The sequence below is a fragment of the Rudanella paleaurantiibacter genome, assembly GCF_009184635.1.
Taxonomy (GTDB): domain Bacteria; phylum Bacteroidota; class Bacteroidia; order Cytophagales; family Spirosomataceae; genus Rudanella; species Rudanella paleaurantiibacter.
The window spans coordinates 354,950-369,899 of the sequence record NZ_WELI01000009.1 but is presented as its reverse complement, the minus strand read 5'-3'; the positions used below and the strand labels follow the sequence as shown (position 1 = coordinate 369,899).

At 54.3% G+C, this 14,950-nt stretch carries 10 protein-coding genes and 1 tRNA gene; 3 read left to right on the top strand and 8 right to left on the bottom strand.

Annotated features, from left to right (window positions below):
- The first annotated feature begins 5 nt into the window (after nt 1-5).
- Nucleotides 6-1,544: an Ig-like domain-containing protein gene (locus F5984_RS20715; protein ID WP_152126112.1), complete on the top strand. Its 1,539-nt coding sequence runs from the start codon at nt 6-8 to the stop codon at nt 1,542-1,544.
- Nucleotides 1,545-1,553: 9 nt separating this feature from the next.
- On the top strand, nt 1,554-2,477 hold the full coding sequence (locus F5984_RS20710) for a T9SS type A sorting domain-containing protein (protein ID WP_152126111.1): 924 nt from the start codon (nt 1,554-1,556) through the stop codon (nt 2,475-2,477).
- 193 nt (nt 2,478-2,670) lie between these two features.
- On the opposite strand, the gene F5984_RS20705 is transcribed toward F5984_RS20710, so the two are convergent.
- Nucleotides 2,671-2,744 (bottom strand) — tRNA-Arg (locus F5984_RS20705).
- Between the two features lie 411 nt (nt 2,745-3,155).
- Here F5984_RS20705 and F5984_RS20700 point away from each other — a divergent pair.
- A complete protein-coding gene (locus tag F5984_RS20700; protein WP_152126110.1) occupies nt 3,156-4,313 on the top strand; it encodes a sensor histidine kinase in 1,158 nt (385 codons plus the stop codon).
- A 42-nt stretch (nt 4,314-4,355) separates the two neighbouring features.
- Here F5984_RS20700 and F5984_RS20695 read toward each other — a convergent pair whose 3' ends face one another.
- The 7 genes from F5984_RS20695 to F5984_RS20665 form a co-directional block, all read right to left on the bottom strand.
- Nucleotides 4,356-5,732: a sulfatase family protein gene (locus F5984_RS20695; RefSeq protein WP_185155600.1), complete on the bottom strand. Its 1,377-nt coding sequence runs from the start codon at nt 5,730-5,732 to the stop codon at nt 4,356-4,358.
- Between the two features lie 99 nt (nt 5,733-5,831).
- A complete protein-coding gene (locus tag F5984_RS20690; protein WP_152126109.1) occupies nt 5,832-6,893 on the bottom strand; it encodes a glycoside hydrolase family 2 TIM barrel-domain containing protein in 1,062 nt (353 codons plus the stop codon).
- A 195-nt stretch (nt 6,894-7,088) separates the two neighbouring features.
- Entirely contained in the window at nt 7,089-8,582 is a 1,494-nt protein-coding gene (locus tag F5984_RS20685) for a TolC family protein (protein ID WP_152126147.1), read from the bottom strand.
- On the bottom strand, nt 8,527-11,739 hold the full coding sequence (locus F5984_RS20680) for an efflux RND transporter permease subunit (protein WP_152126108.1): 3,213 nt from the start codon (nt 11,737-11,739) through the stop codon (nt 8,527-8,529). The genes F5984_RS20685 and F5984_RS20680 overlap by 56 nt, the downstream gene beginning before the upstream one ends.
- Before the next feature lie 27 nt (nt 11,740-11,766).
- Nucleotides 11,767-12,903, bottom strand: a complete 1,137-nt coding sequence (locus tag F5984_RS20675; protein WP_152126107.1) for an efflux RND transporter periplasmic adaptor subunit — start codon at nt 12,901-12,903, stop codon at nt 11,767-11,769.
- 599 nt (nt 12,904-13,502) lie between these two features.
- Entirely contained in the window at nt 13,503-14,135 is a 633-nt protein-coding gene (locus F5984_RS20670) for a DUF4468 domain-containing protein (RefSeq protein WP_152126106.1), read from the bottom strand.
- Between the two features lie 102 nt (nt 14,136-14,237).
- On the bottom strand, nt 14,238-14,927 hold the full coding sequence (locus tag F5984_RS20665) for an XRE family transcriptional regulator (protein WP_152126105.1): 690 nt from the start codon (nt 14,925-14,927) through the stop codon (nt 14,238-14,240).
- Between the last annotated feature and the right edge of the window lie 23 nt (nt 14,928-14,950).

The following is a 14,950-nucleotide window of genomic DNA, read 5'->3' as shown; positions in this document are numbered from 1 at the left end:
CTATCATGAAACGAATTTTAAGCGTACTCATCTGGAGCTGCCTGTTCCTCTCAGTCGGAGTTGGCCATGCCCAACAGTCGTCCAACGTAGTGGATTATCAGGTTACGTACGACCGGGTCACCGATCGGTACACGGCTTTTGTGGTACCTCGCTACAGTACGCCTAATGCCAACAACACGGGGGCGAACGAGCGGGGAGGTACGGCTCAGTTTACGCTCAAAGTACCGGCTTCATTTTTGCTTACCGAAATCACCGACGTGCGCGGTGTCTGGGACAAGGCACCACTCCGTCTGGGGCCCGGTAACGCGAATCAGGACTGGACGGGCTCGGGCCTTGATCCGGCCGTTAACTACTACGTGATCGGAAAATCAGCGTCGGAAACGAACTACGGCCCTTTTGTGAGCGGTACGCCGGTGGCCTTGTTTACCTTTCGGGGTAATGGTTGCTTCGGCGCTATCAGCCCGCTCGAAGCGGGGAATCCGTTCATTGTGCAGGCCGACAACCGCTTTTCGCTCAATGTGGCCAACAGCTTTTACTCGGTTTCGGGTCAGCCATCGGGTGGTAATCAGAACCCGCTGGAGCAGTTTCGGGACGTAACCGGCCCGGCGGCTCAATGCACCCTGTTGCAGGCTACTCCCGACAGTCAGACCTTGACGGCGGGTACGTCGGTAACGCTGAATGTTCTGGCCAACGACATCCGCGATGGCCTGCCGATTAGTGTTTCGAGCGTAACCGTAACGGTGAGTGCGCCCAATAGTGGTACGGCGGCTGTCAACCCCGATGGTACTATCCGCTACACGCCCGCTCCCGGCTACACCGGCCCCGTTAGTTTTAGCTATACACTTTGTGACCTGACCCAGCCTACGCTCTGCGTGACGGCGGGCATCAGTCTCGATGTGGTACCGGCTTCGAACACCCCCGCCGATCTGCTCGTAACAAAGCAGGTGAGCCAATCGATGGCGGCTGTGGGGGCTGCGGTGAGTTTTACGGTTACGATTCAGAACCTGGGACCCGGTAGTGCGGTGGGCGTAACGGCCCTCGATACCCTCACGCGCAATGGCGCGGCCGTGCTGCAGGGAGCCCCGGTTGCCAGCAAAGGGAGCTACAATGCGACGAGTGGTGTCTGGACAATTGGCGGCCTGGCGGCTGGTGAATCGGCCACGCTCGTGCTGACGGTCCTGATTCAGGCCGAAGGGATACTGACTAATACCGCCAGTGTAACGGCTACCGGTAGCCAGGACCCTAACCCGGCGAATAACGAAGCGACCGCCTGTACATCGGTACCGGTGAAGTTGTGCGCAGGCGATGAGTTTATTGTCAGCGTACCCGCCCGGTACACCGATGTGCGCTGGTTCCGCAACGGCGTCTTGTTTGCAACGGGTAGCTCAACAACGCTGACCCAGACGGGTGTTTACACCGTCGAATCGTCGTCGGCAGGCTGCCCGATCACGGGTTGCTGCCCAATTGTGGTAGAGGATGGCAACTGCTGCCCGCCCGACCTTTGTGTGCCGTTTACGATCAAAAAAACCAAATCACGTCTTTAATTAAACCTTATGAAACGCATTGGCTTTATGGTGCTGGTCTGGTTGCTGGGTACCCATGCGTGGGCGCAGAGCCGGGTGATGACCTCGTCGAGCGACGTTCGGTACATGGTGACGTACGAACCGGCCACAAGCCTGTACACCGCCTGGTTGATTCCGAACTATAATACCCCGAATGCCAACAACCCCGAAACTGACGACCGAGGGGCTACGGCTCAGTTTTCGCTCAAGGTGCCCAAAGCATTTGTGCTCACGTCGGTGGGCGATGTACGGGGTGTTTGGGATAAAACGCCTTACAAACTGGTACCCCCGGCTGCTTTAGTGCAGACAGGTGCCGTTGACGCCGACTGGGCGTATTACATCATTGGTAAGTCTCCGCAGGAAACCAATTACGGCCCATTTGCGAGTGGCGAGCCCGTTGCCTTGTTTACGTTTAAAGGCAATGGCGGTACTCCGGAGCAGGTGCAGGTACTCGATACCGAAGATAAGTTTGTCCAACTGGCTGAGTCGAAGCTGGCGCTGAATGTGCGGAGTAGCTTTTATTCGCGGTCAGGGCAGCGAGCCACTATGTCGGCGCACCCACTGGAGCAAATGAACGGCGTTGTTTCGCTGAGCGAAGTGCTTAAGAACAAGCAGGCTCAACTGGGTATCGATCCCCAAAGCACGCAGGAGTCAGTCGCTGATTTGTCGGTGCAGGCTTACCCAAACCCAACCACTGACCTGATCGAGGTGAAGTACTTTAGTGCCGCCGATCAGCCGGGGGTACGGCTGGAGTTGCTCGATGCGCAGGGCAATGTGAAGCTGGCAAACGTACTTCAGGCCAAAACGGGTTTCAACACGACCCGGTTTGTGGTGTCGGCCTTGCCGGGTGGAGTGTACTTTGTGCGCGGTCAGGTACAGGGCCAGCGCGTAACCCGCAAGATTGTGAAGTTGTAAAATAACGAGATAGGCTGGCCGGCAGTCGGCAATATGCTTGTCGTAAAAACCCCCGTTGCAGAGGCATAGTAGCGTCCGCAACGGGGGTTCTTAGCGTTTGTATGGGGCCTCAGGAAGAGGTTGTGTAACCGGACCTGTAAACCGCCAACAAAAAAGCCACTCAAGCTTAAGCGTAAGTGGCTGATTGTTAACGTGATCCCGCTTGGATTCGAACCAAGGACCGCCTTCTTAGAAGGAAGATGCTCTATCCAGCTGAGCTACGGGACCGTTTTGCAACACCGCAAAGGTAACGTATGAAGCCCGCAATCCCAACAAAGCGGCCCGTTGCGGTGTATTTTGGCTTTTTGTTTCTCTTTTACCCCAATGTTCCCGTAGCTTAGGTACTTGGCTTCAAAGCTCAGGTACTGGGAGTCTGGTAGGCTTCACCAGCTGGAAATATAGGGACAATTTATGGGGCTTTTAATTTGATAGACGTAACTAATCGCATAGCCATTCGTTAGTAGAGAGCCCACTGTGGGTAGCATAGGTAAGACAGAGTAACCGGGTTGTTTAGTCGATAACTTTTACCCGGCAAAAGCGGCTGAGCCCCGCATTACCTCTTATATTTATGAGTTATATGCAACGGATTGCATACGCGAAAGTCAACCGGTTGCCCCCGAGTACATCACTACCTTCGATATGAACGAGTTGTTTGAGTTTTTTAGCCGCCTAACCGATATGAGCGACTGGCCACCTCGGTGGTATTGCGGACGCTGGACGGATTTTCACGGATGGTTATACATAGCCTCAGACCTGACCATCTGGTTGGCGTACATGACCATTCCACTCATTCTGATTCGGTTTGTACTGATCAAAAAAGGGGTTCCGCTGCCGGGCGTGTTCTGGCTGTTTGGGGCGTTTATTCTGTTGTGTGGTCTTACCCACCTCATCGACGCCATGATGTTTTGGTACCCTGCTTACCGGCTCAACGCACTGATTCGGTTTCTGACCGGGGCCGTTTCCATTGCTACCGTTATTGCCTTGTTCCGGTATTTCAACGAAGCGGTTGGCCTCCGAACCTCCAAAGAATACGACCGGGAGCTATCGTACCGGATGCTGGCGATGCAGGAACTGACCCGCTCCAATCAGGAGTTGCAGCAGTTTGCCTACGTAGCGTCGCACGATTTGCAGTCGCCCCTCAAAACCATCGCCAATTACCTGACCTTGCTCGAAAGCAAGCACGGTGCGGCACTCGACACCGACGCCCGGCGGCTTATTGGTGTTTCGGCGGCTGCGGCCGAACGGCTGCGTCACCTGATCAACGATTTGCTGGAGTTCTCACGCGTGGGGAGCGAGGTGTCGTTTACCCAGGTAAACCTGAACGAACTGGTAGCCGAAGTGCTGGAGGATCAGCAGGCCGAAATTCAGCAAGTGGGTGGCGATGTGGAGGTAGGTAATCTGCCTACCCTGACCGGTCATCGAACCGACTTGAAACAGGTATTCCAGAACTTGATTTCCAATGGTCTGAAGTATCGGCGGGCCGGGGTGACGCCCCAAATCAGGATTAATGTAAAGGACGAAGGGGATCAGTACCGGTTCTCAATCAGTGATAACGGCATTGGTATCGACCGACAGTATTACGACCGCGTATTTGAGATTTTCCAGCGATTGCATGGGCGGGGGCAATACTCCGGTACGGGTATCGGGTTGGCGACCTGCAAAAAAGTAATCGAAATTTACGGCGGCACCATCTGGCTCGAAAGTACGCCCGGCGAGGGAACCACGTTTTTCTTTACCATTCCGAAGGTGATCAAAACGTTGCACCATTACACCCAGGCCGATCTGGCACAGGCCTAAATAAATCGCCCGGTGTATTTCGATACGCCGGGCGATTCTGTTTTACCGGGATGCAACCCGACCAGGCGGCCGGTTGTTGGTTCCGGGGCGCTGTTGCAGGTCGTCGCCTAAATCGGCGCGGGCTTGTTCGGCCAGTTTTTCCAGCTCGGCTACGCGTTCGGGATGCTGCTCGCGCACATCGTACCGCTCGCCGGGGTCACGTTGCAGGTCGTACAAAGCGGTGGGGAAGGGTCGGTTCTCCGTGTTGGGGCCGGGTTTGCCGTTTTGCCCCGGCAGATAGCCCTCATAGGTGCGGCCGGGGTGCGCAAACACCAGTTTCCAGTCGCCTTTTCGAACTGCTTCCAAACTGTTACGGCGGTAGTAATAATAAAAATGATCGCGGGGTGTCACGGATTCGTCACCTTTCAGTAACGCCAGCCAGTCGACACCGTCGATGCGTTGTTTGGGCAAGCGGGCTCCGCAAATTCGGGCTACGGTAGGCAACACATCAAGGGCGGTCAGGAGTTTGTTGCTCACGCGGCCCGCTGGTACTACCCCCGGCCACCGAACCAGACAGGGCACCCGGTGCCCGCCTTCGAAAGAGGTGCCTTTGCCCTCGCGCAGCCCCCCGGCCGACCCTGCATGATCGCCGTAATTAAGCCAGGGACCATTGTCGCCCATAAACAGGACAAGGGTGTTTTTGTCGAGACCCTGTTTTTTTAGCTCGTTAAGTACCTGCCCCACCGACCAGTCGATTTCCATCAGCACATCACCAAACAAACCCCGCCCACTTTTGCCCCGAAACCGGGCCGAAGCCGCCAGCGGAACGTGTGGTAACGGGTGCGGGATGTACAGAAAAAAGGGCTCTTTGCGGTGTTTTCGGATAAAGCCCAGCGCCCGCTCGGTAAAGGCTGTGGTGAGTTCGGCGGCATCGTTCAGGTCTTTAACCTCGCGCGTCCGCTGCTCACCCTCCATCAGAAACAGCGACGGGTAGTTGGCCCGGGCCTGATCGGGGTGGAGGGGCCACATATCGTGCGAGTAAGGCACCCCAAAATATTCATCGAAACCGTGCCGGGTGGGCAGAAACTGGGCTTGGTCGCCTAAGTGCCATTTGCCAAACAGGCCGGTGGCGTAGCCCTGTTCTTTCAGCAGTTCGGCGAGCGTTTCTTCATTGGCATTGAGGCCAATGGGCGAGTTGGGGCCGAGTGCGCCCGTTAATCCAATCCGGTTGGGGTAGCAGCCCGTCAGCAGGGCTGCCCGCGAGGCCGAGCAAACCGCCTGTGCTACCAGGAAATTGGTAAACCGGCTCCCTTCGGCGGCCATGCGGTCGAGGTTGGGTGTTTGGTAACCCATAGCTCCGGTGCACGACAGGTCGCCGTAGCCCAGGTCGTCCATAAAAAACAGGACTACATTGGGCTTCGCCGACTTAGTCGGGCGCATCCAGCTACCGAGCAGGAAAAAACAGGCCACCGCCACGGCGATGGCCCCCAAAACGCGTAAGTAAGGTTTGTGGGTCATGGCTAACGGCCGCAAACAGTCCTATTTTTTGCCCGTCAAGCCCTTGATCGTGTCCACCTCGTTTTGGCTGAATGGCGTGCCATCCTTCCGGTAGATGTCGTGGAACCAAAGCTCAGGCTCTTTGCCGTTGGCAATAGGCGTGTCCCAGGCGAAAATGGTGTTTGTTTTACCCGACACAAACCCCCAGTTGATGGCCCCGATGTTTTCGGCTTTCAGCATCGGCATGATGGTCTGAAACAAGCTGCCGTTTCGGCGGGCCATGTACTCGGTGCAAATAAGAGGGCGGTTATGTTTGCGGAGGTCTTTAATCAGCTCCTTGTGCTTGTCGATGTAGCCGTAGTGATGGTACGTAATCACGTCGGAGTTTTCGAGCTGAAACTTGTTTAGTTCGGTAAACTTGTTGCTCCAGCTCCAGACTCCCGCGCTAATGGGTTGCGAGGGGTTAACGGCCCGGGCCCAGCTGAACACGGCTTTGAGCAAAGGCATACTTTTGTCGAGTAAGCCACTGTTGCCGGGCTCGTTGTACAAGTCCCACAGCAGAATCCGCTCATCGTTTTTAAACGTGGTCATCACATCTTTCACGTACCGCTCCAGCATGGGTAGGCTGTCGGGGTGGTTCAGAAGCATGGTGCCGGGGTCGCGCACCCAGCCGCTATTGTGTACGCCGGGCTTGGGTTCTGGTTGTTTGCCAGCCTGATAGGTGTCGTTCCAGCAATCATCGAAAAACACCAGAATGGTTTTGATACCGTGCCGATTCGAAATCTGGAGGTACTGGTCGAGCCGCTTTTTGAAGCCTTCGCGGTCCGACGTCCAGGCTACGTGGTGGAGGTACACACGCATGGCATTAAGGCCCAGTCCCTCGGCCCAGCCCAGCTCGCGGTCGATGGTTTGCGGGTCGAAGGTAGCGGCCTGAAACATTTCGAGCTGGTTGATGGCCGTGCTAGGCTGGAAGTTGCAGCCACGTATCCAGCCCTGTTTGGCGTACCAGGCATTGGCTTTTTCGGCGGTCCAGATGGTGCTTTGGCCGTAGAGGGTAGTTACAGCCAGCAGAAAGCTCAGAAGGAGGGTTATTCGTTTTTTCATAAAAAAGGTTTGTCGCGGCACCCAGTGTGTCGGTAGCCCGTCTGTCTCTATAAAGCGCATTGCGTGGTTTTTCACCTTACTTACCGACGAAGAATGTACGCAGAGGGGCCGAAAAAAAACAAAACCGGACGCCTGGAAATGCCTGGCGTCCGGTCCGGTAGAGAGTCCAATAATTGTCTAAAAAAAATGGAACTACTATTCCCAGCCACCGCCCAACGCCCGATATAGATCGGTGAGAGAGGTAAACTGAGCCTGTTTGGTGGTAATGAGAGCGAGTTCGGCCTCGAGCACACTTCGCTGCGCCGTAATCACCTCAATGTACGATGCGTACCCCCCCGTAAACAGATCTTTTGATACACTCACGGCTTGCCGGAGTACGTCAACTTCCTGTGCTTGCAACTCGGCCACCTGCCGGTAATTTTCCACGCCACGCAGGTTAGTAGTTACTTCGCTGTATCCGTTCAGAATGGTCTGCCGATACCGGTTGAAGGCTTCCCGGCTTACGGCTACCGACTGCCCATAGTTGGCTTTCAGGAACCGCCGGTTAAACACCGGGGCTGCGAGACCGCTTAGCACCCCGGCCGCCAGCGAAGCGGGGTTGAAGAGCGTCTCGGCCCGGAACGATTGCAGACCAATGTAAGCGTTCAGGTTCAGGCTTGGTAAAAACTCGGCCCGAACCACGTCCACGTCAATGTTGGCGGCCTGTAGTTCAATCTCGGCCTGCCGGATGTCGGGCCGACGGGCAATCATCTGGGCGGGGAGCCCCGTGATTACCTGCCCCGGCAGCTCGCGCATCTGGAGCGATTGACCCCGCGGAATCGGTTGCGGGTACCGACCCAGCAGCCGGTTCAGTTCGTTTTCGGCTTGTACAATCTGTTGTTGCAGCTGAATCTGTCGGCTGCGGGTGTTCAGCAGCTGAGCCGTAAACTGTTGCACGGCCAGTTCGGTAACCCGGCCGGCCTGTTTCTGAATACCGACCAGATCAACGGCATTTTGCTGAAGCTCGATGTTTTTCTGGATGATTTCGAGTTCGCCATCCAGCGCCAGCAAGGTGTAGTAGTACCGGGCTACTTCGGCAACCAGCGCCGTTACAATAGCGTAGCGGCCTTTCTCCGAAGCCAGAAACCGCATGTATGCGGCTTTGCGCCGGTTGCGGAGCTTACCCCAGATGTCGATCTCCCACGTGCTCCGGGCGCCCAGAAAAAAGTCGGGTGTGGGGTTGGGTATCCGCCGACTGCCCCGGATGTTGGGCGAGAGGTTGGTGTCGAAGTTACCCACCCCGTTGAGCGTATTCCAGCCGTACCGGTCCACCCCGGCCGAGGCCGTTGCGTTGACCTGCGGGGCCAGATACCCGAGCGTGTAATCGAAAGCTGCCCGGGCCTGCTCAATCCGCTGGGTGGCAATGCGCAGGTCGAGGTTGCCGGCCAGGGCCGTGTCAATCAGCTGCACTAGTTGCGGGTCGTTGAAAAACGTGCGCCAGTTCTGTTTGGCAATGCCCGACGTATCGGTTTGGTTAGCAAAGGCCGTGGGGCGGGGCCCCACGTTACCCGATGTTGGCAAGGCCGTTCGGGGCACCTGACAACTACTCAGGATGGCCCCTGCGAACAGAAAGCCGGAAAAAAGCGAAACTGATTTATGAGTGAACAATTGCACCGTTGACGTGATTTTGGGTGGTAACTGAAGCCCCATCGCCCGATTGGGCAGGGTGATCATGGGGCTCGATGTCGGCCGATTTTTTTGAACTGAATCGCGCGGCCAGTTTGGCGAAGAACACGTACAGGCCCGGAATCAGGATGAGCCCGAACAGGGTTCCCGTGAGCATACCGCCCGCAGCCGCCGTTCCGATTGACCGGTTACCCATGGCCCCGGCTCCCGAGGCAATACACAGCGGAATAAGACCGGCAATAAAGGCGAAGGAGGTCATCAGAATCGGTCGCAGACGTGATACGGCCCCTTCCAGAGCGGCATCAATAATCGACAGGCCTTCTTTCTGGCGCTGGTTGGCAAACTCCACAATCAGAATGGCGTTTTTACCCAGCAATCCAATGAGCATCACAAGCGACACCTGGGCGTAGATGTTATTTTGCAGGCCCGCCAGCTGCAGAAAGGCAAACGAACCGAAAATACCCGTTGGCAGAGAAAGCAGTACTGGTAAAGGCAAAAACAGACTCTCGTACTGAGCCACCAGCAGCAGGTACACAAACACCAGACAGATGGCGAAAATGTACAGGGCCTGGTCACCCGACAGAATTTCTTCCCGCGTCATACCCGACCATTCGTAACCGAAGCCCTGCGGGAGCGTTTTTTCGGCTGTCTCCTGAATGGCCCGGATGGCGTCACCACTACTATAGCCGGGGGCTGCTTCGCCGTTGATCATGGCCGACGTGTACATATTGTAGCGGGTGAGCTGCTCAGGGCCGTACACACGCTCCAGCCGAACAAAGTTGGAGTAAGGCACCATCTCACCCTGCTCATTTTTCACCCGCATGTTGAGCACATCTTCGGGCTTGGTGCGATACATAGGCGCGGCCTGTACCATCACCTTGTACATCTGCCCAAACCGGATGAAGTTCGATGCGTAGTAGCTACCCATCAGCGTTTGGAGGGTGCTCATGGCGTTGTCAATCGAAACGCCTTTCTGAGCCGCTTTCTCCTGATCCACATGCAGCAGATACTGCGGGAAACTAGGGTCAAAACTGGTGAAGGCATCGCCTATTTCAGGCCGCTTTTTGAGGGCTGCAATAAAATCTTTAGCAGCTGTAGCGGTCTTGTTCAGATCGCCACTCCGGCCCCGGTCGAGCATCCGCAATTCAAAACCGCTGGAGTTACCGAAACCCGGAACCGTTGGTGGCGGGAAAAACTGAATACTGGCGTCGGTGATGTGCTTGGTGTCTTGCTCCAGCTTTTCGATCAGCTCGCGCATGGTTACCGTACGGTCGTCCCAGTGCTTGAGGTTAATCATACCCATACCGTACGAAGCCCCGGCCCCGTCGGTGAGGAGACTGAAACCCGCCAGCGTCGACACGTTTTCGACGGCTTCGTATTTCGATGCGACGGCTTCAATGGCGTCGAGTACCTTCTCCGTCCGGTCAACGGTAGCACCTACAGGGGTGGTTACGTTAACGTAGATCATCCCCTGGTCTTCGGTTGGGATAAAGCCAGCCGGCAGAATCTTGTTGACACCCCAGGTGGCCAGCACAAACAGGAACAACACGCCCCAGGTGATAGTCCCCCGGTTGACAATCCGCCGAAGTAACCCCTCATATTTGCGCGCCAGCGATTCATAACCCCGGTTAAACGAAGCAAAGAATCGGCCCATCAGCCCTTTCTGGTCGCCGTGCGCAGGCCGCAGCAAAATAGCACACAGGGCGGGGGTGAGCGTAAGCGCATTGACACCCGAAATAACAATTGAGATAGCCAGTGTGAGCGAGAACTGCCGGTAGAAAATCCCGACCGGGCCCGACATAAAGGCCACCGGTACAAACACCGCCGACATCACGAGCGTAATGGCAACAATGGCCCCGGCAATGTCGCCCATGGCGGCAAACGTGGCCGCGCGGGGCGTCATCCCGGTCTCCTCCATTTTGGCGTGCACGGCCTCGACCACCACAATCGCGTTATCGACCACAATACCGATGGCCAGTACGAGCGCAAACAGGGTGAGCAGGTTGATGGAGAAGCCAATGGTGCTCATGAACGCAAACGTACCCACAAGCGCCACCGGCACGGCAAGGGCGCAGATGAGCGTTGAGCGCCAGTCTTGCAGGAACACAAACACGATAATAAACACCAGAATAAAGGCCTCAATGAGCGTCCGGACTACCTCATGGATCGAAGCGTCGAGGAACCGCGACACGTCGTAGGCATAGTTGTAGGTCATGCCCGGCGGAAACGAGGTTTCTTTCAGCTCGGCCATCCGCTTTTTCACACCAGCAATTACCTCGCTGGCGTTGGAACCCGGCCGCTGTTTGAGCATGATAGCCGCCGAAGGCCGACCGTCGGTTTTGGAGAGAACCTCGTAGCTTACCGAGCCAAACTCCACATCGGCTACGTCTTTCAGACGCAGAATTGAGCCATCGCTGTTGACTCGTAATACGAGATTTTCGTACTGAGCCGGTTCGAAAAACTTACCGGTATAGCGTAATACGTACTGTAACACATTGGGATCGTACCCAGAACTTTCGCCCGCTTTACCGGGGGCCGCTTCTACGTTCTGTTTCCGAATAGCCCCGATCACTTCATCGGCCGAAACCTCGTACACCGTCATGCGGTCGGGTTTGAGCCATACCCGCATCGAGTAGTCGCGGTTACCCATAATAGCCGCAAAACCGACCCCATCGATTCGCTTCAGCTCAGCTAATACGTTGATGTCGGCAAAGTTGTAGATGAATTTTTCGTCGACCGTGGGGTCTTCGCTGATAATGTTGAGGTACAGCAGCATACTGTTTACCTCTTTCTCGGTTACTACCCCAGCTTTAATTACTTCCTCGGGAAGTTCGTCGAGAACGGTCGTTACGCGGTTCTGCACGTTTACGGCCGCCAGATCGGGGTCGGTACCTACCTTAAAAAAGATCGTAATGAGTGTAGTACCATCGTTACCCGAAATCGACGTCATGTAGGTCATGTCGGGTACCCCGTTGATGGCGCGTTCGAGCGGGGTGGCAACGGCCTTCACGCACACATCGGCACTGGCTCCCGTGTACTTGGTGGTTACGGTTACCGAGGGCGGCACAATGTCGGGAAACTGCGTAACGGGCAGGTTGGTCAACGCCAGTAATCCCAACAGCACAATCAGTACGGAAATGACCGTGGATAGGAGGGGGCGTTTTATGAACGTATTGAACATGAGGATCGAAGCTTACTGAAAAGTCGGTTAATCGGCCGATGCAAACAAAGCCCGGAGGCTATCGGAATTGAGGGGGCGGGGCACAATCGTCATGCCGTCTTTGAGGTTCTGAATCCCTTCGTACACGACGCGGTCGCCCGGCTTCAGGCCGGACTTCACAATGTAAAACTGATCGACCCGGCTGCGAGGGACAAAGCTGCGCGTCCGTACTTTATTGCCGCCGTCTACTACGTACACAAAGTTTTTGTCCTGTACCTCAAACACGGCTTTCTGGGGTACCAGCAGGGCATCGTCGACATCGGTGGTCAAACGAACTTTGCCTGTAGCCCCGTGTCGGAGTAGTTGTTTGGGGTTCGGAAACCGTGCCCGGAAAGCAATAGTGCCGGAGTTACCTTCAAATACCGTTTCGGTGGTTTCAATAAGGCCTTTGTGCGGGTACTGGGTATCGTCGGCCAGCATCAGCTCTACCTCCCGAACGGTGGTTTTGCCGGGGTCCTGCCGCTTTTTCACAAAAGCCAGATACTCCTTTTCCGATACGTTGAAATAGGCATACATCTGGCTCAGGTCGGAGATGGTAGTCAGCAGCGTACCGTTTTCAACCAGACTACCCTGCTTGAACGGAAGCCGGTTGATGACCCCATCGAAGGGTGCCCGAATACTCGTCAACGACACCATCAGCCGGGCGTTGGCCAGTGCGGCTTTGGCCTGGTCGATGGTAGCCCGGGCTGTTTCCATTTTGGCGCGGGCCAGTTTTAATTCAGAAGGTGAAATGACGTTTTTATCAACCAGCAATTTTACCCGGCCCATCTCTACCTCGGCCGACTGAGCCTGGGCTTGGGCACTTTCGAGGCTAGCCTGAGCCTCGGCTACTTTAACCTGGTATTCGGCGGGGTTGAGCTGAAACAGTAATTGCCCTTTGCGCACCGGCCGGCCTTCATCAACCAGTATTTTATCCAGATAGCCCGACACCCGGGCGCGTACCTCTACATTTTGTACGGCTTCGAGGTGACCGGCGTAATCGTTATCGAGTGTGGCATCCCGCTGGGTAAGCTGAATCACCGGCACGGCCGGGTCTGATTCCTCCTTTTTGGTGTCACTCTGATTCGAGCAACCAGCTAATATCGTGGTAAGTAACAAGGCAAAGGTGCCTGTAGAGCCGTTCATAATGCGTATGTCCGAATGTTAAGATTACACCCTAATTAACGGGTTTTTAATCTTAACGGTTGATTCAGCACGCAATTAGTTGCCCTTAAATAAAGAGATACTTAGAAAATTATTAGAATTTCCTTAGAAGAGAAAATTTATAGGTCTGGACAGAGGGTATTTTGAAAAATAAAATGGCACTATTTGGAATAAACAGCTTCTGATAATTCGGTTATTGTATCATTCCGTGGTAGTGAATTGGGTATAATGAGTAACTTACAGTAGCTGGATACAGCCAAAAAGCGCGCGATTTTACCCGTAGATATCTCATGAAATTGGCGAGGGCAGTAACAAAAATGGTGTACTCTTTTAACCGCCTTCTGTGTATGGTCAGGATAGTATATTGACCCGAGGCCCGGTTGGCAAAGAGACAGGGACAAAAACAAGAAACCCGACTGATTGTAAAATCAGTCGGGTCTTGTCAGTCGGGGTGGCAGGATTCGAAAACTTCCCCAATTTGCAAAAACGTCCACAGGAGTGTGCTGAGGTACAATTTGTTAGATTTTAAAAGTGATGGAAAATTGTAGGTGACTGCTGCCACTGCCGATTTAGTGCCAGTTTTACCAGTCTTTTTTGTCTGATTTTTGGCGCATAAACGTCTCCAGATCGCTCAGTAAGCCTTCACACGTAGAGACAACCAGTGACCGTAAACGCTCCTGATTTTCGACAGTCTGTTTAGCCCACGTTCGCTTTGCTTTATCGCCAAACATGGGTGTTTTGACCGCCCGCATTTGTTCGTAAGCCTGTTCTTCTGTGGTTGCTTCTGCTTTGATTGGAGCCTCCATTTCTGGGGTGTATGCTGTGGCTGGGGACTTGACAGTAAGTTGGTCGATAGTGGCTCGGTACCGACCGGCTTTGGTTTCGATGGTGAGCATGAAATACAGACGCTGATTGACTGGTGCAGCACTGGTCATACCCATACTTCGGTAGGTGATCGTGTAGCTAAGGTTGCTGTTCCCTTTTGCTATTAGAATACCATCAGCAGGTTCATATTGCTGGATTACATCGTTGGCTGACTTAAACGCACGCACTACCCAGGAGCGTGCTTTGGTTGCCAGCACCTTACTTGTTTGGCTGGTATCGCCAAGCTCTACGACACGTTGAAATCGAACGTTTCCAGATTCATCAGTGGGCAAGTTCTGGGCATGAACGGTTCCAACTAAGAGGAATACACAAAGGAGAAGTCTATACATAAATGGAGTGTTAGGAAGTGAAGTAGTCGTACAAACCCTTCAGGATGGTGGCAACGATCACCACGATTATCATCGTCTTATTGGTTCGGTACGGGTATCTCATCAGCGAACAGGCTCGTAAATCTTACTCACGACTTTCCACATGCAGTGGATCTCGTTTGCAGGTACTGTGATAGTACCGTGCAGATCATTGTCGGAATGCAGGCGTAGCTGACCCTCTGAGCGCATATCATTCGTACGGATACGTTTCACTACAAATTTGCCGGGGCCGAAGAGCACGGCGTACACTCCACCGGATTCGTACTGCCAGTCATTTCCGTGAATGTTGTTGGCAAGCACAATAGCACGATCTCGTATAGTCGGCTCCATGCTGTCACCTTCGATTTCAATCGCTACACTATCCTGATTAATGACAGTAATAGGCAGGAAAACAGGGTAGGTTTCTTCCACCCAGCGCAGGTCACAATACTCATGGGTGATCTTAGATACACCCGCCTGAGCACGTACGGAAATGAAGGGTATTTGAGTGTATAGCTCGGAGATGTTATTCTTTACTGATCTGATGTTGCCCTGCACATAAACGCCCGGTTCATCATTGGTGATCATTGGTGACTCTCCGATTAATTCCTCAACTGATACTTCAAAAATTCGGGCTAAACTTAAGAGCTTCTCAAGGTCTGGTTGAGACTTTCCCCGCTCATAGTCTGAAACTGCTGCTCCAGACACCCCAATTTCTACCCCAAGCTTCTCTTGAGTGATCCCTTTCTTTCTCCGTAATTCCTTGATTTTCATAGGTAGAGTATTCCTGTCCAAAA

What these genes read in the sequence shown, in the direction of transcription:
- F5984_RS20700 (WP_152126110.1), top strand. Translation starts at nt 3,156, where the DNA reads ATGAACGAGTTGTTTGAGTTTTTTAGCCGCCTAACCGATATGAGCGAC.
- F5984_RS20670 (WP_152126106.1), bottom strand. Translation starts at nt 14,135, where the DNA reads ATGTATAGACTTCTCCTTTGTGTATTCCTCTTAGTTGGAACCGTTCAT.
- F5984_RS20695 (WP_185155600.1), bottom strand. Translation starts at nt 5,732, where the DNA reads ATGCGCCCGACTAAGTCGGCGAAGCCCAATGTAGTCCTGTTTTTTATG.
- F5984_RS20680 (WP_152126108.1), bottom strand. Translation starts at nt 11,739, where the DNA reads ATGTTCAATACGTTCATAAAACGCCCCCTCCTATCCACGGTCATTTCC.
- F5984_RS20690 (WP_152126109.1), bottom strand. Translation starts at nt 6,893, where the DNA reads ATGAAAAAACGAATAACCCTCCTTCTGAGCTTTCTGCTGGCTGTAACT.
- F5984_RS20665 (WP_152126105.1), bottom strand. Translation starts at nt 14,927, where the DNA reads ATGAAAATCAAGGAATTACGGAGAAAGAAAGGGATCACTCAAGAGAAG.
- F5984_RS20685 (WP_152126147.1), bottom strand. Translation starts at nt 8,582, where the DNA reads ATGGGGCTTCAGTTACCACCCAAAATCACGTCAACGGTGCAATTGTTC.
- F5984_RS20675 (WP_152126107.1), bottom strand. Translation starts at nt 12,903, where the DNA reads ATGAACGGCTCTACAGGCACCTTTGCCTTGTTACTTACCACGATATTA.
- F5984_RS20710 (WP_152126111.1), top strand. Translation starts at nt 1,554, where the DNA reads ATGAAACGCATTGGCTTTATGGTGCTGGTCTGGTTGCTGGGTACCCAT.
- F5984_RS20715 (WP_152126112.1), top strand. Translation starts at nt 6, where the DNA reads ATGAAACGAATTTTAAGCGTACTCATCTGGAGCTGCCTGTTCCTCTCA.